At 38.3% G+C, this 22,453-nt stretch carries 18 protein-coding genes; 13 read left to right on the forward strand and 5 right to left on the reverse strand.

All coding sequences use genetic code 11. The features are described from left to right. Window positions 1–17 precede the first annotated feature (17 nt). Together ALFOR1_RS20075 and ALFOR1_RS20080 are read left to right on the forward strand one after the other, a co-directional pair. On the forward strand, window positions 18–1,025 hold the full coding sequence (locus tag ALFOR1_RS20075; RefSeq protein WP_104644218.1) for a 2-dehydro-3-deoxygalactonokinase: 1,008 nt from the start codon (window positions 18–20) through the stop codon (window positions 1,023–1,025). Then, window positions 1,016–1,636 carry a 2-dehydro-3-deoxy-6-phosphogalactonate aldolase gene (locus tag ALFOR1_RS20080; RefSeq protein ID WP_104644219.1) on the forward strand — a complete coding sequence of 207 codons (621 nt, stop codon included), beginning with the start codon at window positions 1,016–1,018 and terminating at the stop codon, window positions 1,634–1,636. The genes ALFOR1_RS20075 and ALFOR1_RS20080 overlap by 10 nt, the downstream gene beginning before the upstream one ends. Window positions 1,637–1,720: 84 nt before the next feature. On the opposite strand, the gene ALFOR1_RS20085 is transcribed toward ALFOR1_RS20080, so the two are convergent. From ALFOR1_RS20085 to ALFOR1_RS20095, 3 genes are all read right to left on the reverse strand, one after another. Continuing rightward, window positions 1,721–2,455, reverse strand: a complete 735-nt coding sequence (locus ALFOR1_RS20085) for a FadR/GntR family transcriptional regulator (RefSeq protein WP_165491339.1) — start codon at window positions 2,453–2,455, stop codon at window positions 1,721–1,723. Between the two features lie 68 nt (window positions 2,456–2,523). After that, a complete protein-coding gene (locus ALFOR1_RS20090) occupies window positions 2,524–3,261 on the reverse strand; it encodes a FadR/GntR family transcriptional regulator (RefSeq protein ID WP_104644221.1) in 738 nt (245 codons plus the stop codon). A gap of 170 nt (window positions 3,262–3,431) precedes the next feature. Next, window positions 3,432–6,272 carry a TonB-dependent receptor gene (locus ALFOR1_RS20095; protein ID WP_104644222.1) on the reverse strand — a complete coding sequence of 947 codons (2,841 nt, stop codon included), beginning with the start codon at window positions 6,270–6,272 and terminating at the stop codon, window positions 3,432–3,434. A gap of 260 nt (window positions 6,273–6,532) precedes the next feature. Between ALFOR1_RS20095 and ALFOR1_RS20100 the strand changes: the two genes are divergently transcribed. The 5 genes from ALFOR1_RS20100 (at window position 6,533) to ALFOR1_RS20120 (ending at window position 14,507) form a co-directional block, all read left to right on the forward strand. Further along, a complete protein-coding gene (locus ALFOR1_RS20100) occupies window positions 6,533–7,741 on the forward strand; it encodes a helix-turn-helix transcriptional regulator (protein WP_104644223.1) in 1,209 nt (402 codons plus the stop codon). A 239-nt stretch (window positions 7,742–7,980) separates the two neighbouring features. Then, window positions 7,981–9,174, forward strand: coding sequence for a family 16 glycosylhydrolase (locus ALFOR1_RS20105; protein WP_104644224.1), 1,194 nt, complete (start codon window positions 7,981–7,983; stop codon window positions 9,172–9,174). 74 nt (window positions 9,175–9,248) lie between these two features. Continuing rightward, window positions 9,249–10,214 carry a hypothetical protein gene (locus ALFOR1_RS20110; RefSeq protein ID WP_104644225.1) on the forward strand — a complete coding sequence of 322 codons (966 nt, stop codon included), beginning with the start codon at window positions 9,249–9,251 and terminating at the stop codon, window positions 10,212–10,214. 105 nt (window positions 10,215–10,319) lie between these two features. Continuing rightward, window positions 10,320–11,084, forward strand: coding sequence for a 2-keto-4-pentenoate hydratase (locus ALFOR1_RS20115; protein WP_104644285.1), 765 nt, complete (start codon window positions 10,320–10,322; stop codon window positions 11,082–11,084). A gap of 594 nt (window positions 11,085–11,678) precedes the next feature. Beyond that, window positions 11,679–14,507 (forward strand): outer membrane protein assembly factor BamB family protein, encoded by a 2,829-nt coding sequence (locus tag ALFOR1_RS20120; protein WP_104644226.1) that lies wholly within the window; start codon window positions 11,679–11,681, stop codon window positions 14,505–14,507. 326 nt (window positions 14,508–14,833) lie between these two features. Here the strand turns inward: ALFOR1_RS20120 and ALFOR1_RS20125 are convergent, their stop codons facing one another. Continuing rightward, window positions 14,834–15,727, reverse strand: a complete 894-nt coding sequence (locus ALFOR1_RS20125) for a LysR family transcriptional regulator (protein WP_104644227.1) — start codon at window positions 15,725–15,727, stop codon at window positions 14,834–14,836. 125 nt (window positions 15,728–15,852) lie between these two features. Between ALFOR1_RS20125 and ALFOR1_RS20130 the strand changes: the two genes are divergently transcribed. The 4 genes from ALFOR1_RS20130 (at window position 15,853) to ALFOR1_RS20145 (ending at window position 20,058) form a co-directional block, all read left to right on the forward strand. Beyond that, entirely contained in the window at window positions 15,853–17,055 is a 1,203-nt protein-coding gene (locus ALFOR1_RS20130) for an NADH:flavin oxidoreductase/NADH oxidase family protein (protein ID WP_104644228.1), read from the forward strand. A 529-nt stretch (window positions 17,056–17,584) separates the two neighbouring features. After that, the gene (locus tag ALFOR1_RS20135) at window positions 17,585–17,977 is read left to right on the forward strand and encodes a hypothetical protein (protein WP_104644229.1); all 393 of its coding nucleotides are present in this window, start codon (window positions 17,585–17,587) and stop codon (window positions 17,975–17,977) included. 128 nt (window positions 17,978–18,105) lie between these two features. Next, entirely contained in the window at window positions 18,106–18,396 is a 291-nt protein-coding gene (locus ALFOR1_RS20140) for a hypothetical protein (RefSeq protein WP_104644230.1), read from the forward strand. A gap of 699 nt (window positions 18,397–19,095) precedes the next feature. After that, the gene (locus ALFOR1_RS20145) at window positions 19,096–20,058 is read left to right on the forward strand and encodes a replication initiation protein (protein ID WP_104644231.1); all 963 of its coding nucleotides are present in this window, start codon (window positions 19,096–19,098) and stop codon (window positions 20,056–20,058) included. Between the two features lie 24 nt (window positions 20,059–20,082). On the opposite strand, the gene ALFOR1_RS20150 is transcribed toward ALFOR1_RS20145, so the two are convergent. Beyond that, window positions 20,083–20,961 (reverse strand): hypothetical protein, encoded by an 879-nt coding sequence (locus tag ALFOR1_RS20150; protein ID WP_104644232.1) that lies wholly within the window; start codon window positions 20,959–20,961, stop codon window positions 20,083–20,085. A gap of 811 nt (window positions 20,962–21,772) precedes the next feature. Between ALFOR1_RS20150 and ALFOR1_RS20155 the strand changes: the two genes are divergently transcribed. Together ALFOR1_RS20155 and ALFOR1_RS20160 are read left to right on the forward strand one after the other, a co-directional pair. Then, window positions 21,773–21,973 (forward strand): hypothetical protein, encoded by a 201-nt coding sequence (locus tag ALFOR1_RS20155; protein ID WP_104644234.1) that lies wholly within the window; start codon window positions 21,773–21,775, stop codon window positions 21,971–21,973. After that, window positions 21,973–22,218 carry a hypothetical protein gene (locus ALFOR1_RS20160; protein ID WP_104644235.1) on the forward strand — a complete coding sequence of 82 codons (246 nt, stop codon included), beginning with the start codon at window positions 21,973–21,975 and terminating at the stop codon, window positions 22,216–22,218. The genes ALFOR1_RS20155 and ALFOR1_RS20160 overlap by 1 nt, the downstream gene beginning before the upstream one ends. The last annotated feature ends 235 nt before the right edge of the window (window positions 22,219–22,453 follow it).

Genomic DNA, 22,453 nt, shown 5'->3' on the forward strand with positions numbered 1-22,453 from the left:
TAGTTAAGGACAGCTTAATGAACAACAGCAATAGTAACTTACCGGCGCTGATTGTTGTTGATTGGGGAAGCTCTAATTTTAGAGCTTTTTTAATCAATAACGAAGGCGCTATTTTAGATACCGTAAACGGCGATCTTGGTGTATTAAATATAAAAAACGGCTGTATAGAAACCGTGTTGCTCGGTTATATCTCACCGTGGATAGCAGACAAAAAACTACCCATAATGATGGCTGGCATGGTGGGTGGCGCAATTGGCTGGCAAGATACAGGTTATGTAAATGCGCCTTGTACCTCAGCTGACATGGCAAATAATTTACAACTTGCAAAAAATAAATCTAACTTAGATATTCGTATTGTTCCTGGCGTAAAGTATGTGATGGAAAATAATGTATGCGATGTAATGCGTGGTGAAGAGGTGCAGGTTTTTGGGGCTGTTTTAGCTGTGGAAAAGCAATCTGGTGAGCTTAGCAATAAAACATTAAGTGAAACTATGTTTTGCTTACCAGGGACGCATTCAAAATGGGTTGAAGTTGCAAAGGATACTCAGCAAAAAACGGTTATAACGAGTTTAAGTACATTTATGACTGGCGAAATGTTTAATTTGCTGTCTAAGCATAGCATTTTAAGCGATGGCCTAGATTCATTAGATATTACACAGACAGACATACCTAGTTTTATAAAAGGAGTAGGTGTTAGTCAAACTCAAACTAGCTTATTGAGCGCTTTATTTAGTGCACGTACATTAAAATTAGATAAGCAGTTATTAGCAGAGCATGTTCCAAGTTACCTTTCGGGTTTATTGATTGGCGCCGAGCTTGCGGGTATCAAAACCCAGCTTAACGATATTAAACATGTCTATCTGATTGGTAATTCCAGTTTAAACACACTTTATTGCGAAGCCCTAAAAGAGCTCGGATTTACGTCTTCTATTTTAAGCAGTGCAACCGCTTCTACAATAGGCATGTTTACGCTTGCTGTAAAAGCAGGGTTTATCACTGATAAGGAAAGTCAAAAATGTCATTAATTTCACTCACACAAGCAATGAAGCAATTACCATTAGTTGCTATTTTGCGTGGTATTACACCTAACGAAGTACTCGATTATGCAAAGGTGCTTATTGATATCGGTTACCGCGTTATTGAAGTGCCATTAAACTCTCCAGATGCTTTTAAAAGCATTGAACTGTTAAGCGAAAAGTACGCTGATATAGCGATTATTGGTGCAGGCACCGTTGTTACCAAAGACGAAGTTGAAAAAGTGATTGAAGCGGGCGGGCGTATTATTATTTCGCCGCATAGCGATGTAGAGCTGATCCGTTTTAGTAAATCAAAAGGACTGTACTGCGTACCAGGGTTTTACACGCCGACTGAAGGGTTTGCTGCATTACATGCCGGTGCAGACGCGCTTAAGTTTTTTCCAGCAGATACAGCCGGACCAAAAGGTTTAAAAGCAATTACTACCGTGCTTTCTGGTATTAATATTTACCCTGTTGGCGGTGTGTCACCGCAAAACCAAGATGAGTTTGTTAATGCGGGGGCATCCGGATTTGGTTTAGGTAGTGGCTTGTACAAAGCAGGCATGGGCTTAGAAGAATTTACAGCCAATGCCAAGAATTATGCTGCATACTTCTTATAAGTAAGTTTTAAAAGCGTTGTGTGTTTGCGGCATTAGCTAATCATTCCTCTCACTTTAAATGATTTGTTAGTGCCGCTATTTAAATCAGATATTCATTAATTTGGCTAAATTAGCTTTAGCATCTGCTAATAGATTTTCGGTTAAAGCAAGCGCTTTATCACTGTCACCTTGTGAAATTGCATCAAAGACTTCTTTATGAAATGGAATAGAAGCATGGTTACTTTCGGCACTTTGGTTGGTTACTTTTATACTTACAAGCAAAGCTGAAAAAATAACACACTCCATAGATATAAATAATTCATTGTGTGAAGCGCGGAGTATAGCACCATGAAAATGTGCATCAGCAATAACAAATTTATCTAAATCGCTTACTGAGCTTTGCATTTCATTTAACGCATCTTCTATGGCTTTAATATCTTCAGGCGTAGCACGCTGAGCAGCAACACTTGCCGCTTTTGGTTCAAACGCTAAGCGAAATTCCATTAATTGTGTTAAAAACTCAGGGTTTAGGGGGGCGCTTAAATGCCAAGCAAGAACATCGTCGTCAAGCAACGCCCAGTTATCACGGGTTTTTACGCGAGTGCCAATACCTCTGCGTACATCTAAAAGGCCTTTACCAACAAGAATTTTTACTGCATCTCGAACAACGACTCGACTTACTTGAAAGCGTTCAGCTAAACGGTTTTCATCATCAATAAGTGAACCAGGAGTGTAGGTGCCAGCGACTATTCTACGGCCTAATTCTTTTGCCACCTGAACAGGTAGACTCGGTGACATCGCATTGCTGCGTCTTAGATCGTAGTACGTTAGTTCGCTCATAGTATCTTAGTGTCCGTATAATTTATTTATACGTACTATTTATATGAATTTGCGACAATAAACAATGGCTATTTATTATTTACTGTCGCAGAAAGACGAAAGCTGGCGTCTTTGAGGAGTTTTTCGGTAAGTAACTCGGCTTTTTCAGCATCTTTGGCTGCAATGGCTTCGTACACTTCACGATGAAATGGAATAGATGCACCGTTATCACGTGGGTCTTTATTTGTTACTTTAATACTCACTAAAAGAGCTGAATAAATGACGCCTTCCATTGAGGCTAAAAAGCTATTTTGAGCGGCTTTTATAATGGCTTTATGAAAAAGGGAGTCTGCAATAATAAAATCTTCTGCACTGTTATCGGTTTTTGCCATACGCTCGCATGCTGCGGCAATTTCGATTAAATCTTCAGGTCTTGCGCGCTCTGCAGCCCAGCGAGCAGCTTTTGGCTCAAAAGCTAAACGCACATCCATTAATTGCTCTAAAAACTTGCGATTAGGTGGCGCTGATAAATGCCATGCTAAAACATCATCGTCGAGCATATTCCATCTATCTCGAGGTAGCACACGAGTACCAATACCTCTGCGTACATCTAAGAGCCCTTTGCTAACTAAAATTTTAACAGCATCGCGCACAACTACACGACTCACTTGGTAGCGTTTAGCGAGCGCATCTTCATCATCAATTAAACTGCCGGCTTCAAATGATCCAGACACAATACGTCTGCCAATTTCTTTAGCCACTTGAACAGAAAGGCTCGCTGCCATTCCTGATGTTTGTTTTAGGTCGTAATATATAAGTTCGCTCATACCTTTAATATAAACATATTATGTTTGAATGGTCAATGTAATGTGCACAAAATAGGGGGAGTGGTAACTAATTAATTGCTGCTTATATATTTAAAAGTGACATAGTGGGAATATAATAAAGATCGCTGATGGGCGATCTTTATGGCAATTTGGGTTATTTCAATAAAGAGTTAAAACTTGGCGCGTAAGCCTATTCGGTATCGTGGGCCTGTGTACTGCACATTTATTACTCTCTCCTTTATATCTGCGTACTGATAAACTCGTTCATCAGTAATGTTTATTGCTTCACCTGTGATCGTAAAGTTATCATTTAGTGCATAAGACATACTAAAGTCAAGCTGACCATAGGCTGCTGTATGCTCGGGTAATCCGCCACTTTTTACACCGGCTCGGCTACTTAAAAAGTCATCTCGCCAGTTGTAGGCTAAGCGTGCTTGAAATGCATTTTTGTCGTAGTAGGCAACAATGTTATATGAGTTTTCGGCAAACCCCTCCAGCTTATCACCTGGGTCAGTCACACCAGGGAGGTCTATTTTTTGAGTGTTATTGTTTTTAGTATCGGCCCACGTATAATTTGCTTGTACCCCTAAGCCATTTAAAAAGCTCGGTAAATAGTCCATATTATGTTGTAAAGCTAACTCTACCCCGCTAATTGTTCCGCCAGGTTGGTTTTGTTTAGTATTAATGGTTTCGTTAACATTTCCGTACCCATCTATACTAACTGAAGAATCAACATATTGCTCTCCATCCCAAATATCAGGGGTACTATCTAGGTAGGTAACTTGCCCAATTGAACTCGATATATCTTTTCTAAAAAAGTTAATTGCGTATGCATCACCACTGTCACTGTAATATTCAAAGGATAAGTCATATTGGTTGGCTTTATAAGGCGCTAAATGAGGATTTCCACCTGTTTGCGAAAAACTGCCTGCTTGCATATCAGTATAGGTTGTTTGCACACCAATATCGTCGATGGCAGGGCGAGACATCACTTTTGCTGCTGCTGCTCTGACTAATAAATTGTCTGATAAGTTAATGCTAAAATTAGCGCTGGGTAGCCAATTGGTATAACTATTTTCTGCTTCAAGAATTCCTGAATCCGTATACTCTACAACTAATAATGGTTGGCCATTATCAAGCTCACCTGTATACCCTAAGCGGCGTTTTCCATATCCCGAAGATTTTGTTTCGGTTTTTACATAACGCACACCGAAATTACCGCGCCAATCATAATCATTAACCAAGCCACTAAAATTAAATTGACTGTAAGCACTTATTTTTTCTTCAGTTACTTTTGATGATGCGATCTCATTATATTGCTCATTTGGCCAATTGGGGTTTTTTGTCATTTGGGCAATTGCATTATGATATTTATTGATATCTGCAAACAAAAAATCACGAGGGAAATTACCCGGCTCACTACTTAAAAAATCTGAATAGGGACTTGCTGAAAAGATGTCATCAGGCATATCTCTAAGTTCGCCACAAATATCGGCATTCGGTGCTACTAAACCACAGTTATCTTCATGGAGTGTTTCAAAGCGGTCTCTTACTTTTTCACGATCTGAATACGCAATACCAAAATCGATTGAATCTAAGGTTAGGCTTTCAACAAACTCTAAATCGAGTAGGTATTTCCCTTTTGTTTGCAGCTCCGTAATCGTGTCTTCTAATTCATAATGTGAAACTTGATTCCAATGTGCTCTCACACTTGTCGGTGAAGCATAATCAATGGTTGTGTCTAAATTAACGGTATCAGTGTTTCTAAAATCAAAATTTAAACTGTCGTTTCGCTCTGGTGAAATATAATTAGGAACTAATAAGTCGCTACGCGGCGTTGATTTTGATATTGAATGGCTTATATCAAACTCAAGCGTTAATACATCAAATTCTTTTACAGAATTAAATCCAAATGCCTGTGTTTTTGATTTTGATTCAAGCTCTTGGAACAAACCATCAATTCTAAAATCAACATTTTTACCGGTTCCACTCAGTGTTTTACCCGAAAACTTAGTGCCTGATAAAATAGTACCGTTGTCTGATACAACCACATTTCGCCAATTAGGATACTGTAAACCGGCTTGCAAACCTTGAGTTTGCGTTTCTACCGAGAGGTCGGTATACATGTAATCAAATGTATTGGTAAAACTTGAATCTGGCGCCCATTGTAAGCTGGTATTAATGCCTATGCGTTCACGGCTTTCTTGCCCTAATGCGTATTCAATTCGCCCGGCATGGCGCAGCATAGTTGGCGTAACCACATTGCCATCTAAATTATGAATGTCGCCTTCAATAACACCCGGCTCATTATTGAGTAATAACCAACGGGTAGTGCCCATTGAATCGTATCGGTTGTCACTTTTTTGTTGTGAAAGGGCAATATTAAAACCAAATGTTTCATCTGCAAACGTATTGCTAAATAACGCAGAGTATTCAGGACTTGTTTCGCCAGAAAGTTCACTGTATTTGGCATTTATAGAGCCCAATACATGCAATCCGGGGTTATCTAATGGGCGTGCTGTTTTAACGTTGACATACGCGCCAATACTTCCTTCTGGTGTTTTAGCTGTAGGAGACTTTACGACGTCTGCCCCCGATATGAGCTCTGCTGCTAATACCTGAAAATCAAAAGAGCGGCCAATTTCAGACGTTGCCAGTGTGCGTCCGTTTAAAGTAACAACGTTAAATTCGGGACCAAAACCGCGTACTGTTATTTTTGAGCCTTCACCATTAACGCGATTAATTGATACGCCAGGTATACGCTGTAGGGATTCGGCAACATTTTGGTCAGGAAATTTACCAATATCTTCAGCAACAATACTGTCTTGAACACTATCACTGTAGCGCTTTAGTGATGATGCAGCCTCTAGGCTGGAGCGCACGCCAGTCACTACAATTATTTCTGTATCATCATTGTCCTTAGCGGTAGCAGAAACATCGGAAGCCTGCGCGTACGAATAGCTTGATAGTGAAGTTAATATAGCAAGTACTAGTTTCTTTTTAGTGTGCATTGTAACTCTCCTTATTGTTATAGATAGAAGTCAGTGTGTTAATAGTAAAACCGCAGTTATACATTGCACAAATCTAAACATCATATGTTTGTGAGTCAAGGAAAGAATTTACTTTGCTTTTTACTTATCTGCAGCCTCTAGACGGCGAGATACATATTTCAAAATTAACTTTAACACTTTGGTTACAAATTATTGCTAGCCTATTTGTTGTATTTATATAAACATACTACGTATCTATTTTGGGTATAAGGCGAAAGAGTGTGATAGACAATTTGTTAACGTGGAGTATATTTTTGCGTTGCGTTGTGCCGATGTTAGTCGCGACTGTTTTTTTTACTGCGTTTGTGTACTTTTCTTTAGAGCGACACCGTTTTGGTTCATCGTATTACTATTTTGTAGTGTTTTTTGTGACTTTTATTTTTTATCTATGCGGCCCTGCTTTTAATATTCTTCCTATTGAGTATGCCAAACCATACATTCAATTAGGACGAACAATTTTATTTTTTTGGCTGGGTTTACCTTCTTTGTTAATAGCACTTTTTAGATTTTCAAATGTTACATTACCTAAGTCAGTCATGTACTTTAGTTATAGTTTTGGATTAGCATTTTCAGTGTGCTTTTTAGTTTTAACAGAGTTGGCGCATCCTAAAATTAACGTACTTAAAGGGTTTGGGCTAATAATCGCCCCTATTGATTGGCTCAAACTCACTCACATATACTCCTTTCAGATTGTCACCTTTGTAGTTTTACTAATTATTCCCTGTTTCTATTTATTGCAGCATATACCTAAAGCACAAAATAAAGGTTATATATACAGCGCTATTAGTTTAGGTTTTATTGCTGTTTTGGGGAGTATGGCAGAGCATTGGATTACGTATTATTCAGGTACTAGTCTATGTGGGTTAATTTGGTTAGGGGCCATGTTTAAGGATATACAGACAGTATATGATAAAGCTAAAACTAAAAATGATCATATCATTCCTTTGCAAATTAAAAATTCTCAAGATAGTCAAATAATTAGTTTTTTTAAAGCTGACAAAGGGAGTGTGAGCAGGCAAGTACACCCACCTTGGCCTGTGCCTTGTAAAAGTAAACTGCAAGAGCAAGATAGTAGTGAGTCTAAAGAGAGTAAGGCAGAGCAAGTTAAAATTAACAACTGCGTTGTACAGAACGCAATGCTGTACATAGAAAACAATTATTTCAACGATATAAATATAGACACGGTTGCTTTTTCTGTTGGCGTAAGTCGCTCTTATCTCGTTAAACAATTTAAGTTAGCAACGAATAAAACGATTAATAATAGAATCATAGAAGTAAGAATAGAGCAGGCTAAAAAAGTATTACTAAAAAAATCTGTTACAGAAACAGCTTATGAAGTTGGTTTTAATAACTCAAACTACTTCGCGACAGTTTTTAAAAAAAGAACAAACTACACGCCCAAGCAATTTAAACGTACTTTTTCCAGCTAAAACTACAACTAAATAACGATTAAAAGCCATTTTTAGAGAACAGTAAAACCATTTTTTGAGGTTTGGTGTTGTATATAAATATTAAATATCCCCACTCGCTCAGCTTTTTTTGTGCGAGTTGTGAGAATTAGCTTAACAGGTAAGGTTTACGTATCTGTATATCTAAACTCTTCGAATATAACACTGTATCTGTTGCTGAGCTGTGGCTCAGTTCACACTAACAAAGGATGGATAAATAAATGAAACCTATAAGTATTGTGGCATTCCCTATACCAGCTATAAGTATGCTTCTTTTAAGTGCAGTATCACAAGCAGCATCTATGCAACCTCCCATCGCAAAACCTGGTGAAACATGGATTTTACAAGCCAAACGCTCTGACGAATTTAACGTAAAAGATGCGACAAAGTGGAACTTTCAAACAGAAAACTATGGGGTATGGTCTTGGAAAAATGAAAATGCGACAGTATCTAATGGCAAACTAAAATTAACCACTAAGCGAGAATCTCATCAACGTACATTCTGGGATGGCTGTAATCAGCAGCAAGTTGCAAATTACCCACTTTATTATACATCGGGTGTCGCTAAATCCAGAGCTACAGGTAATTATGGCTATTACGAAGCTCGAATCAAAGGAGCGAGTACATTTCCTGGCGTATCGCCTGCTTTTTGGATGTATAGCACCATTGACCGTTCATTAACGAAAGAAGGGGATGTCCAATATAGCGAAATAGACGTAGTGGAACTTACTCAAAAAAGTGCAGTGAGAGAGTCTGATCATGACTTACACAATATTGTAGTAAAAAATGGAAAACCAACATGGATGCGTCCAGGGTCTTTTCCGCAGACAAATCATAACGGATACCATCTACCTTTCGATCCTCGAAATGACTTTCACACCTATGGTGTCAATGTAACTAAAGACAAGATCACTTGGTACGTAGATGGTGAAATTGTGGGCGAAAAGGATAACTTATACTGGCATCGTCAAATGAATCTCACATTATCACAAGGCTTACGCGCGCCGCATACACAATGGAAATGTAATCAATTTTACCCATCAGCGAATAAATCAGCAGAAGGCTTCCCAACATCAATGGAAGTTGATTATGTAAGAACGTGGGTAAAGGTGGGCAATAACAACTCTGCTCCAGGCGAGGGGCAGTCATGTCCTAACACGTTTGTAGCTGTCAATAGTGTTCAACTAAGCGCAGCAAAACAAACACTTCGAAAGGGCCAATCTACAACGCTAGAAAGCACAGTTCTTCCAAACTGTGCAACCAACAAGAAAGTCATTTATTCATCAAGCAATAAAAATGTGGCAACTGTGAACAGTGCTGGCGTTGTAAAAGCTAAAAATAAAGGCACTGCGACGATTACGGTTAAAACTAAAAACAAAGGGAAAATAGATAAATTAACCATTGCGGTGAATTAAGCTAACTCAAACTAGCCTCGAAGGATTGAGGCACTTTATTTATAGGTCTCAGGCTTCGACTTTTTGGAGGGGGTATGAAAAAGGTAAATTTATCCAGCAAGTGGATAATTAGCATTAGTTTACTAATCATTTGTGATTATGTTTATTTAATACGAACAAACGTTAACGAGCAAGCTAACGCAGAAGCTACTGCACATATGCATTACAAAATAAATAATACGAAACACTCAAAAGGAAAGCTTGATCCTAAAGCCTCATATTCAAGAGGTGTTGAAACAGAAAAGCCAACCTATACGGCCATACTTGATAAGGCATTATTAATAAAAGATAAAGAGTTACGTATAAAAACCTTAAGCAACTATTTACTTAATTGGGCAAAAGAAGCGCCATATGAATGTGTCCATTGGCTGGATGAGCAGTATAAAACGCCAGAACAAGCTTTATATATGAGCAAAGTAATACACTTTTTAATTACAGATAACTTACCCGTAGCTGGGAGAATTATTTTAAATTTTGAAAGACTTCATTCAGATCAAAGTATTGTAGATGACTATTTAAGTAGCCAAGTAGCAGTATCCCCCTATGATGCAATCGAATGGCTGAAAAATTTAGATAATGAAAAAATGAAGCAAGAGGTAAAATTAAGACTTTTACAAAACTGGGCTAAATTAGAACCCGCACAACTATTAAATTACCTCGAGGTACACACTGAGATAACAGCTAACAACCGATATCTAATTCAGCAACAACTAGCACAAGTATTGATTAAAAAAAGTTCGCAGCAAATACAGGATGAGTTCTATAGTTACCCTTCATCATTTCAACCTAACCTGGCTTATTCTGTTATTAGCCAATGGCCAGAACATGAACTAAGTGATGCACGGGAGTGGATATTTACCTTGGAAGGCGAACAATCGAAGTATTTCGCTATCAAAAGCTATATTGACTATACAGGCACATCTACCGCAAATATGAATGAATTAATTGAGCAAATCCATAGCCCTAAATTGCGCGCGCATTTACTTGAAAGATTACAATAAACATCAATATATGATAAATGTAAAGGTAGTATGTTTTTTAGTGTGTTCAATGTATTATTAATTTTTCATCACAACACAAGTAGTGTATTACCCGAAGGCAACAAAATGGAAAATTCAGAAAAATTTGAACATATAGCAGCACACTTATTAAGTAAGAGAGAGTACGGTAGTGGCGCCTCAGATCTTCCTAAAGGTTTCACGCTTGGCTCGATTGAAGACGTTTTAGCAATTCAAAAATTGATGATAAAGCATAATGGTGAGACCGTTTACGGTTGGAAATGTATGCTTCCGTCAAACAATGGCATAATTACTCTAGCTCCGCTGCTTCATAAGCCAATTTATGCCACTAAGGCTTGCTTGTTAAAGACAAAAAATAACAAAGCTCTGATAGAGCCTGAGATTGCTTTTATATTAAACAAAGACTTAAGTGCGTTGAAGGTATATACAAATGAACAAATAGATAATGCTGTAGGCAGTGCACATCTAGCATTAGAGCTTATTGAAAACAGGTTTAGCAAGCAATACGAAGCTACACAGTTTGAAAAACTTGCCGACGGTTTATCTAATCAAGGTGTGTATATCGGCCCAGAAATAAGCCAGAAAAAAGCATATGAGAGTAATAATATAACGCTTATAGTGGAGCAGGAAGGCGACAATAGCTTTAATGTTGCAGGGCAGCATCCAGGCAAGTTACCTCAACTTCCACTTTATTGGGCCATCAATTTTTTATCTGCAAATGGCTTTAAGTTAGAAAAAAACCAAGTGTTTATAACCGGCTCATATAATGGCCTTATGGAGATGGAGATAAATAAACAGATACAAATAACGTATGATGGGCTTGGTAAAATACACGTTAAATTTGAAACTTAAATTCTATCCCATAATAGTTATTCGTTAAGTTTAATATGTTTGTTAGTCTAAAGAGAGCTAGTTTAATTAAGCTGGCTCAGTTTACTCTGTTTTAGCTTTAGAGCCTTCAATAGCATGAGCTGTCAGTTTACCCGCCAAATCTCCAGCATTATAAGCGTCCAAATTCTCCTCTGGATAAAAAATATCCTAAATGTAACTAATATAATTTTATTTACTGATAACAATTGTAAAAATTAGCAAATTACAAATTATGTAAAGTAAAAGTTACAAGTGGTATCGTTCTCCCTATTGTGTATATTTATTTTAGAGTGATTATCCTAATTTTAATTATCTTCCTACATGCCAGTAAACAAGGCAGGTTCAAAGATGAATATAATAGTATATGTATTATAAATAGAGGTTTCCTTATGATTTTAGGTTTAATGTACTCAGTAAACCAATGAAAAAGGATTGTTTATGCTGTTTTTTTCCTGAAAATAATAATTGCAGCTAATTTTTGACGTCTTATTTTTAAAAAGCATAAACTCAATATTTAGGAAATAGGTACAATCTAATTCCTCAACACGTTATAAATAACTTAATGTAAGGAATGTTATGAAAATAAAAATTCTATCTGCAATGGTAGCTAGCTCGTTATTAATTGGCTGCGTTATCCCTACCGTTAAAGCTTCTCAATCGGCTATTAAAAGTATTGAAACAAACCGAACAATTACTAAAGTTAGAACAGGAATGTTGAGTGGAGGCTCATCAATCATAACTACAAGCTATGAAGGGACTGTAGCTGCATATAAGTTTAATGGAGAAAAACTGTGGGAAAATGAACTCTCGGGTTTTATGAATCATGATATTTGGGTTCAAGATATTAATGGTGATGGACTTGTAGAGATATTTGCTGCGAATGCCGATGGCAATGTTTACTGTATTAATAGTGATGGTTCTTTAAAGTGGACGTTTGGTCTAAATGAAGTCCCTATGAACTCTGTAACTGTAATCTCTGATGCAGATAAAAAGTATGTTGTGGCAGGTGGTTACGATAAAAACTTGTATTACATATCGACTAATGGTGAACTTTTAAAAACAATTGAATCAGGTACTTACTCAGAAGAAGGGGTGTTTGGGGATGGCGTCAAGCCTGAAGCTCGAACTCATACTGTAAATTTCGTCCGTCCAGTAAAATCTAGTGACGGCACTGAAAAACTAGTAGTTCTAGGGACTAATAATAGCCTTCAGAGTTCTGGTCGGTTCTATATTTTTGAACCATTTGCTGATTTACCCAGTGAAAAGAGTCGAATATCTATTAAAAAGGGGATAGGAGACCTTCGCACTGTAGATTTTGATAATGATGGTAATGACGAACTTACGCTAGGTAATAGTGCACAGATAGGTGATGCTGCAATTTCTGTTATGAATTTGGATGATCTGTCACAGAAGAAAAGCCAAATTAATGACATTGCACGTAGAATAGATCGCTTTGGGTATAGGGTTGCTCAAACAGAAGTTGTTATGAATGAAGGCACTCCTACATACCTGACACTTTTTGGCTCTAGGATACTTCTAACACCAGAGTCATTTGACGTGAACGATTCTGAAATACTTGCAAATAAATACTCTTATTATGACATGTGGAAAGATAAAAGTTCAAATAAGTTGGTTTTAGCTAGTGCACAAAGTGGTGGCAGCCAAGTGCATATTATTGATACTTCTAACCCAAGTTGGAAGTCTGCTTACGAGGAATTAGAGCCTCAAGGTAAATTAGCTGCAATACAAGAAAATACTAGAGCAATTGAAAGGCAACTATCTAACTTTCAAAAGCCTACGCGAGAGCGTGCTCCTTTGCCCGTGTATTTTATTTCAGAAAGTAGAAATGAAATTCCAACAACAATCGAGCGAAGTGAGTTTTTGTATGACTCACCAGTATTTTTAAATTACTCAACTCTACCAAATGTAGAGAACTGGGATAGAAGTGAAGTTCTTGCTGATAATCCTAAATACAGAGATAAGAGAGACCGTCGTAAAAACTATACACTATCATCTGAAGAAATGTTTAATAAGCTTTCGGCTGGATATGATAATAGCGATGGGATATCACAATGGGCAGGGCATGGAAATGATCCGTATATGATTAGTTTAGCTACTATGAAAAGAATTATTAGTAGTGGCGATGGGAAAAAAACGGTCAATATATATCCAGAGATAGAAGGACATGGAGATGCATTTAATAAAGTACTAAGTGATCATTTCTACCCTTTGGCTGAGTTTAGTAGTGAGAATAATGCTAATTTGTTTATGCGCAATAAACATACATTTTGGCAATCAACTATATATGCTCCAGAGTGGTCGGAGTTACGTTCTGGACGTTTAGCTGATGCGTTTGTACCTGCAATGGAAGAAACAACAGATAAATCAATGGAAATGAGTGTGGCCGGGAGAATGGGGTTATGGGCTGCAGGCTCTGTAGATAATTGGGGTGAAAGATACGCAAGAGACAATCCTAGTTTTGACCGTTTACGCCAACACTCTCATCAAATGGTCCCCAACCATGCACTAAGGCAAATAATATATAAGATAGCGTCTGGTGCCAGATATATAAATAACTTCGGCTTCAATCAGGAGTATATGAGCCTTGCTTGGGAGTTAATTGGTAAAGGCGCTCTTTATGTACCAAAGCGTGAAGAATTATTAAGCTTGTCACCAGTTCACATAAGTATGAAAGAACCAGATCCAATCTACAGAGAAACATCAAATAATGTGAAGTGGACTACGTTCTATGATGAAGAAAAAGACTCTATTCCATATGTGTTTAGTCGCTTAAATGGTACTTGGCCAGGTGCAAAAACTTTGCCTTGGGATTACTCTAATTATGCTGCCGATACTAAAGAAAGGAGATTAGATTTTATACCAAAATTTCCTAAAGGATTAGTTTTAATTACGCCTGTTCAGCAAGGTAAATTTAAAGATGAAGGCACCGTTAGAGGCACATTAGCTGATAACATGCACCCTATCTATAAAGATATAATGAAAGAGTATATTACTGACGGTAAAAACTACTATAACCCTAATGGTGAGCAAGTAATGGCTGCTGATAGTGTTAGATACAGACAAATTAAAAATAAGATTGAAGAAAAATCGAATCTTTTACCAATGACTGTATCAGGAGAAGCCGCTTGGGTTGTTGCTCAATCTGCTGAAAAGCATTTGCGACTGACGCTGGTTGATAGTGGTTATTTAAATCCGAGTAACAAAGTTGCTAAGGTTAAATTTAACTCTGTAACACCTGTAGCGATAGTAGATGTATTGTCAGGTGAGACATTTTCGCCAGATTCAAATGGGGTTGTAGAAATACCGGTCTTAGCTGGTGCTTTTAGGTTCATTGATGTGAAAATTACTGAAGACCTTAGAAACATGCAAAGTTCAACATTGTAATTACGGCGTTTAATTTATAGTGCGGGATTGAAGTTTATTAGTCCTGCACTATTTAGTCTAAAGTAAGTTGCTCACAAAAAGCAGAAATTGCAAGGCGGCTACGAGCGAGAAGCAGACGGTCGAGTAAACTCGTTTTTGGACAAAAGCTCGTCAGAGTAAATAACCTAGAACCCCGCTTTCAGATAACTTCTCGTATCTCAAAACGTCAAAGACCACCGTTGTCAGCGGTGGTCGGTTTGCGCGGAACTGGACAGTTTCGAGCATGGTCGATTTTGGGAGTGAATTATTTTTTGCTGCAATACTGTATATTAATCCACGAAACACCATCACGAAACGATTTGTGTCACTTTCTTCCTGAGCAGTTCCCGAAAAGCAATAACAGCGGGGCTAACCTGCTCTCTGCTTGGACAGATTAGATTTAACTCAACAGGTGGTGATTCAAAGCCTGGTAAAAGCCGTACAAGTTGCCCACTCCGAAGTTCTGAATGGACATCTATCTGGGAGCGATACGCTATCCCTTTACCACTAACAGCCCATTTACGAACAATGTCAGTATCATTGCTGACTCGATTGCTATCCACTTTGACTTTGTATGAACCAGAATGACCAGCGTATTCCCAACTGTTCAATAAACGACCAGCTCGACGGTGCAATAAGCAATTATGCTCCTTTAAGCTGTTAGGATGCGTTAGCTCACCATGTTTAGATATATAGGATGGAGAGGCGCAGGTGATCCTGCTCATGGTGGCGATATGAAATGAAACCATCGATGAGTCTTCTAGCTTCCCATAACGAAGTGCCATATCAACTTGGTCGAGAAAAAAATCTGAAATTGAATCGCCAACCGTAAGGTCAATCGACAATAAAGGGTGTTCATCCAGTAACTCTTCTACCCAGTGTAAAAGAGTATTGCGCCCTAAGTCAGATGAAACGGACAACCTTAACTTACCACTCACCTTACCTTGTGTCTGATGTGCAGCTATACGACCTTGCTCCAAACTGGCTAATGCCTGGCGACAATGAAACAGAAATTGTTCGCCTTGAGGTGTGATCCTTAATTGCCTTGTGGTTCTAATAAGTAGCTGTATATCCAACTTTTTTTCCAGTCTTTTAAGCGCAGAGCTGACTGCCGCAGGAGTGACACTCAGTTGTTTTGCGGTTTCCGTTATGCTGCCTGTTTCCACTATTCGTATGAATAGATTGAGATCTGATGTATTCATTATTAAATAATATTTAAAAGTGTTTGAACTATTGCTATCTTTTTAGTTTAGTAAAAATCGGGGACAATGTCTCTACCGTTATTAATTAACACCGTACATAAGTATTGGTGCCCCGAGAGGTAGATATGACCCAGCCATTACACACCGCGAACTTACTTGATCCTCCTTTAGAGCTCCCTTGTGGCGCAGTCATCAAAAACCGTCTAATAAAGTCAGCAATGTCTGACTCACTCGCTGACGGTGAAGGGAACCCTACTGAAGCTCAGTCTCGACTCTATGAACGATGGGCAGAGGGTGTTATTGGGTTATCCGTCATTGGTGAAGTGCAGGTAGATCCCAGGTTCCCTGAGAAACCAGGAAACCTGGTATTAACTAATCAATCCAACCTAAAAGATTTACAAATGTTAACCTCCCGTGCATCGATTAATGATGCCCACATATGGCCTCAGTTAGGTCATGCAGGAGGACTGGCTTACAAACTACTTAGCCAGCCCAAAGGTCCATCACCTCTTAAGATAAGTGAATTTGAATGTGCAGGTATGTCAGAGAAAGAAGTATCTTTATTGCCAGATGTGTATGCCAGAGCTGCGAAGATTGCTAAAAAAACAGGGTTCACAGGTGTTCAGATACATGCAGGTCATGGTTTTCTGCTTAGCCAATTTCTGTCTCCGCTATTCAATCACCGCAAAGACCAATATGGCGGTTCAATACAAGCACGTAGCAGAATCGTTATAGAGATAATAGAGAAAGTCCGAGATGCGGTGGGGGGGACTTTTCCTATTGGCATCAAGATGAACTCTTCTGATCAACTAGAAGGAGGATTATCTCAAGACGACGCTCTAGAAGTTATTCGCATCCTTAATAAAACGTCTATCGACTTGATTGAGATAAGCGGCGGTTCTTATTTTCCTGGAGCAAAATCCAGCTCTGACAGTGCTTCAAGCGGCCCGTACTTCATTGACTTTGCAATAAAGGCTAAAAGCTTAACAAGTATTCCTTTAGTAGTGACTGGCGGTTTTAAAAAACGGGAGCAGGTAATAGATGCCTTATCTATAAATGCAGCGGACTCCATTGGTCTTGGACGAGCATTGATACTCAGACCCGATTTGCCAAATGAATGGATAGATGGAGAAGGTGTTACTCCTCGCTTTCCAAAGTTTAAGTCACCACCTCAGGGGGGAATTACAGCCTGGTACACAATGCTTCTCACGGCGATAGCTAATGACAACGAAAGAGAGTTCAACTTAGAACTATTACCAGCGATTCAGGCCTATGAAAATCGTGACAAAGCGCGTGTTATGAGATGGCAGGCTAAGTATCAATTATAACCCAACACCTACACACCAAAAAACGCATCGTTATGCGTTTTTTGGGATCGCAATATCTGAAGTGCAATTTGCGTATCTATGGGAGATTCCGAGCACAGCCCCTCAATCGCCACCCATGAGGAAAAGTACTTCGATGTCAGTGGCTCGATCTGCCACCGAGTAATCAAACTAACGCAGAAAGGGGCAAGAATGAGTTACATCTTAATGTTCGCAATTGGCACTTTGGTAAGGTTTGTCTTTGCGCTCTATACGTCTACGTAAAGTTATAAATTATCTATTAGAAGCTGTAAATCCGTAAAATTAACCTACGTTATCGTGTGCTAAAACAAGTCTTATCAAAATTAGCGTCAGTACTATCGCTGGTATTATCCAAATGTAATCAGTCATATTGTTCTGCCTCAAGATTAGGAGTTCTTTTCAACCTTAATGATTTTTATTATTTTTGCAAATTTAGCCAACAAAATGCAATTCTTCATTTTTACCCATCGCATGGCCTAGTTAATTTCAGGACAATTAACGAGGACAAATCATGAAAAACACTAAATCTCAATTTATTCGCCAATACGTTCGAGCAAGTAAATCCCCTTGGGATGACAGCTCTACAATTTTATTGCTAGCAGATGTAGTTAACAAACGAGCGATGGAGTTAAATTTCAATAATTACATCTATTTACATAGGGATAGCGTTGGAAAAATACTTGGGATTAGCATTTCAAATAGTATGTTAGAAAAAAATACGAGTTTTGAGAATAGATATTTAGAAGGGCACGACATGACGCTTTTTTTACTTATCTACATAGAGCAAATAACACAGTTTTGTGAGCTCTTCTCTGAAGAGTTTCAGCAAATATTTATGCAAACGCCAACTACATTTTTTGCAGCAGCAGAGAGTGATTGGGTCGATATTATCGACAATGCATAACCCCCTAAGCAGACTTCGGTCTGCTTTTTTTATATTTTTTTCGTAAACCGATTTAAATTCCCATGCATGATTATTACCTAATAATGAGTTATCGACTTTGATAACAAATCATACAAGGAAAGTTAAGCATGGAAAGCACATACGTATCAACATTGGATTTTTTAAATTTATTACAGACATTTAGTCGAGTAATCACCGCGAATGACCACCAGATAAACCTATTAGAATTACGCAGTGATAATTTTAATTTACATGAGCTCTGGGAGGTCATTGGCCCTGAAATTACAGCGAATAAAGAGCTAAATCAGTACGCTATGCGAAAACTCACCTACGAGCTTATGCATGCTCTGATTAGCGCCCCTGTAGAGCGTGTGGAGCTGCCGTGCGACTTTGAAGGTGATGTTATTTCTTGGGGGTGAATTGAAAAAATTAGCGACTGAAACTGAGGTCACAATGGTTATTTTCAAAATCAAAATGACAAGCCTAATCATATCTCCCAAAATATGCCTGAATCATTATTTGCTGATTCGCTGCCCTAACTGCAATAGCGTTTAATAGGGCATTTTACTCAGTTACTGAGTATCAAACCTGGGAGGGGGTCCTGCGCAAATACAGGATTTCGTTACGGTGGCTCAAAAGCGCAGTCATTGTAATAATGTTTGGCAAGGCGCATAGGTCAAACGCAAAAGGGAGGTAGATACGTCTACCTCCCTTTTGCATATTTCAGTAAGTCAGTTCACTCAGTAGTTTCATTACAAATGATAGTGGCGGGAAAAAAAATAAAAAATAAAAAATAATTAATTTATTTTTCAACCGTCAGAAATAAATTAATAAAAAATAAAAAGTGGCAACTTTGCATCTATTTTTATTTTTTCTATTTTAATACTTTTAGAGGGTCTTATCTTATTGAAATTAAATAAAATATTTACTGTTTTGGTGGGCAATTTATATGTTTGTTGTGGCACTTTATACGAAATGAGTAGGCAATTTATACGGTTTAGGGGGGCACTTTACCGTGAATAAATAAAAATTTTATTAACCAAAAAACTTACCGAAATTTCTTTTATTGGTTGAGCCGCGGTTAGCATAACACCATCAACCAGAAATGAGGTAGAGAGATGAGCAGTAAAAATTCTTCAAAAATTGTTTTCGCCAATAAGCTATTACATGCGGGATATTCGCTAGAGATTAATGAGCAGCGATTAATAAATCTCGCGTTGTCTAAAATCAATTCCAAAAAGTCTAACCCAGGACAAATTGTTATTTATCCAACGGAATATGCCCAGTGTTTTGGCCTCAGTAAGCGCAGCGTTTATGAGCAGCTGAGTTCTGCCGCAAAGTCACTCCAAGATAAATCCGTCACTATTTTAGACGATAGCGGTGAAGCGGTATCAATCCCGTGGGTGAGCAATGCTACATACGAAAAGGTGAAAAATCAGGGCTCGTTTATCACACTGGAGTTTTCAGAAGCTATCGAGCCGTATATTTTTAATATAGAGGGTAATTTCACAGAGTTATTTTTTCATAACACAGTAAAATTAAACAGTCTGGCATCACTTCGATTGTATGGACTCCTAAACGAGGTGCGAAATTACCACAATTACAAACGGCAGGGCGCGGTAGTTGTGAATTTTCAATTACCAGAGATGAAACAGAAATTATTTTTATCCGAATCATACGGCGCATGGCGGGATTTTAAGTCGCGTGTATTGTTACCTGCTATTGAAAAAATCAATGCCCACACAGATATATGCGTAAAGTTTAAGCCAAAAAAAATGGGCAATTGTATTACTGCGATTGAGTTTGCGTACAGCACTCAATGCCCTAGTAAAAGTGAACATATAGCTAGGCCGAGGTTAGCTCGTCGGCCGAAGGTAAAAAAGGGCTCGCATGAAGAAGGGGTATGGGCTCGGGTTAACCTCAATCGATTAGGAGGCTATGAGCTATCAAACCAAAACGAAAACCCCGCTTTTAGATTGGCAAAAGCCGATATAAGGCGCTGTATAACGTATGCAAAAATCATTGGTGACGATAAAGCTAAGTCGTATTACTCTAAACAGTTGAATAAAAAACAACCATAACGCCTTAATGTTTATACTACTGCATTACGAGTAAAACATTTTATTAATTTCTTCACACAATTTAGTTCGGTATATTATTGAGTCACGCAGCAGCTCGGCATTGCTCTCACTGAGGAGTGGTGCTCGTGTCTTCTTGTCAAAACGTTGCGGCATTTCCTCAAATAACTGTTCGTGGAGTCGTTTTATATCATCAAAAATTTTGACCGACTGAGAGAATAAAAAAATCTTACTGTAATCGCGATTTCTCAACGAGGCCAAATATTTTAGTAAAATGACCTGTCGTGCAGTTTTATTTTTAAATGAATGCTCAATTTCAATTGCTGCAATAGAGCCATCTAAGAGTCGCACAGCACCATCCACCGTTCGTGTATCAGATAGGTTATTAATACGTTTAAATTCAGGCTCGGTAATGAATCCACTCCACATTGGGGCGTACGTTTCATCACTGTGATAATTATGTACACCGCGCAGCATGACAAATGCGTTAATCAGATTATGCATTATATTATTTTGATTGAACTGCAAAGCGGGGTTTCTATTCGCTCTAAAATGTATGTCGATGCCCATTAACTCCTCGGCAAATTTGGCAGCAGTATAGGTAGGCACATAGACGCGCCCATCAGGGCTGCGATGTGTTTTTACTACACGCAGTAAACCATCTTTTTCTAGCCGGTTTAAATGCTCTAATGCTAACCGATGATTGATGCCATATAACCAACGAATAATCCCTGGTGTAACAATAGAAAACCGAATTGCAATAAGAACCGATAGCTTGGTCCTGTTAACCCCTTTTTGATGGTTATTTGCGCCTGCACAATACCGCATATCAATATCAAAATAGCGGGGGTAGTGAGTATGAAGAGTGTTTTTCGTTTCTAAATTTTTTGATGGTTGCTGAGTCAATTCACAAAATCCTTTTGGTGAGTTAATTATTAAAATTAACTAGTACCGCAACACAAAAATTATCATCATTTTATAATTATATTGCCGTTTTTCATTCCGAGATGCTTTGACAGCATGCACGGAATCATTGTCGCGATAATTATCGCAACAAAGCCGCTTTCAGCGGATGGCCTCGTCGCTGCGCTACTCAACCATAGGGCCTAAAACGCCCGCCAGCTCTGGTGTTGCTCCGCAACGAGCTGGCTCAACGCGCTATCGCGCTAGCGTTGTAGACCCTGCGCGAATGTACCGTGCTCCGCCCTGTACCAACCGCCATACTGCCGCTACAGACAATGCGATGGGTGCCCCATTATCCGCATTTTTCTTCGCTTTTATTTTCTACGAAAATAGATGGTTCGATATCAATTTGTGCCAAATTTTAATCGAATTTCGCTGATGCGAAACACTATCGCGGTTGGTACAGGCCAGCCTGTACATTCGCGCAACTCCATGTGTCTGCGGCTTCGCCTACAACACATTACGCGCTTGTTGGTCTCATTCTGAGACACTTTTATTTGCAGTTTTTCGTGCCGAAAAATGCCGTTTTAAAACCTGTCTTGCAGACAAAAACCGCCTTTAAAATAAACTAATTAATGTGTTTTTTAGAAAAGAATAAAGGGTTCTTACTTAATAAAATTAGGTGGAATAAGGGAAAGGTTAATTACTTAATTCAAACCGTTTGTTGCTGAGCTGCGCAGTCAAACATGTTTGATTTTTATCACGAAATCATTAAATTTGAAAGCAGAAATTAATGATTAAGAGGGTTTAAAAAATGAAAAATAATGACGCTAATGATATTGCTATTAATCCAACAACAGGATTACCTATCACAAATGCGAGCGCTAATATCGTAGATGTTGGTGGCAATGTGATAGGCCAGCCAGACAGAGTAATGACCGTTTATGAAATTGAAGAGTCGATAGGAGATTCTATAGAGCACGATTATTTTGATGCATTTGATGACGGTTTTTAATGTCCAAAATTTTTAAAGCTTTTAGCCAATACCGAATAGAAGCTGCCTATTCGATTATCGCATTGAGTGGCTCAGGGGTACTGTTTTTACAGTACCAATCGACTCAAAACTTTGCCTGGTTTATCGCTCTAAGTTTGTTTTGCACTAAAATGTCTATTGGTATAATTAACTATGAGCAATATCGCCAAAGTAATAAGCATAGTATGAAAGCTATGCTGCTATATTTGTTATTTAAATTTGTATAAACCTGTTTATTTGTCCTTAAAGTAAAGCGCTCCGAGTTAATCAGGGCGCTTTTTTGTTGAAAGCATTAATTAGACTGTCACCATATAAAAAAGATAAAGGTTTATATAAAAATGAGTTTTTAAAACTATTAAATACTCCTGAATAGGAGAGGATAACTTAGAGGGGAGTTGGTTCAATGAGTTGATAGACATGCAAAAATACATACCTACCAACCACAAGGAATATACAAATTAG

It is taken from the genome of Pseudoalteromonas carrageenovora IAM 12662, from assembly GCF_900239935.1.
Classification (GTDB): Bacteria; Pseudomonadota; Gammaproteobacteria; order Enterobacterales; family Alteromonadaceae; genus Pseudoalteromonas; species Pseudoalteromonas carrageenovora.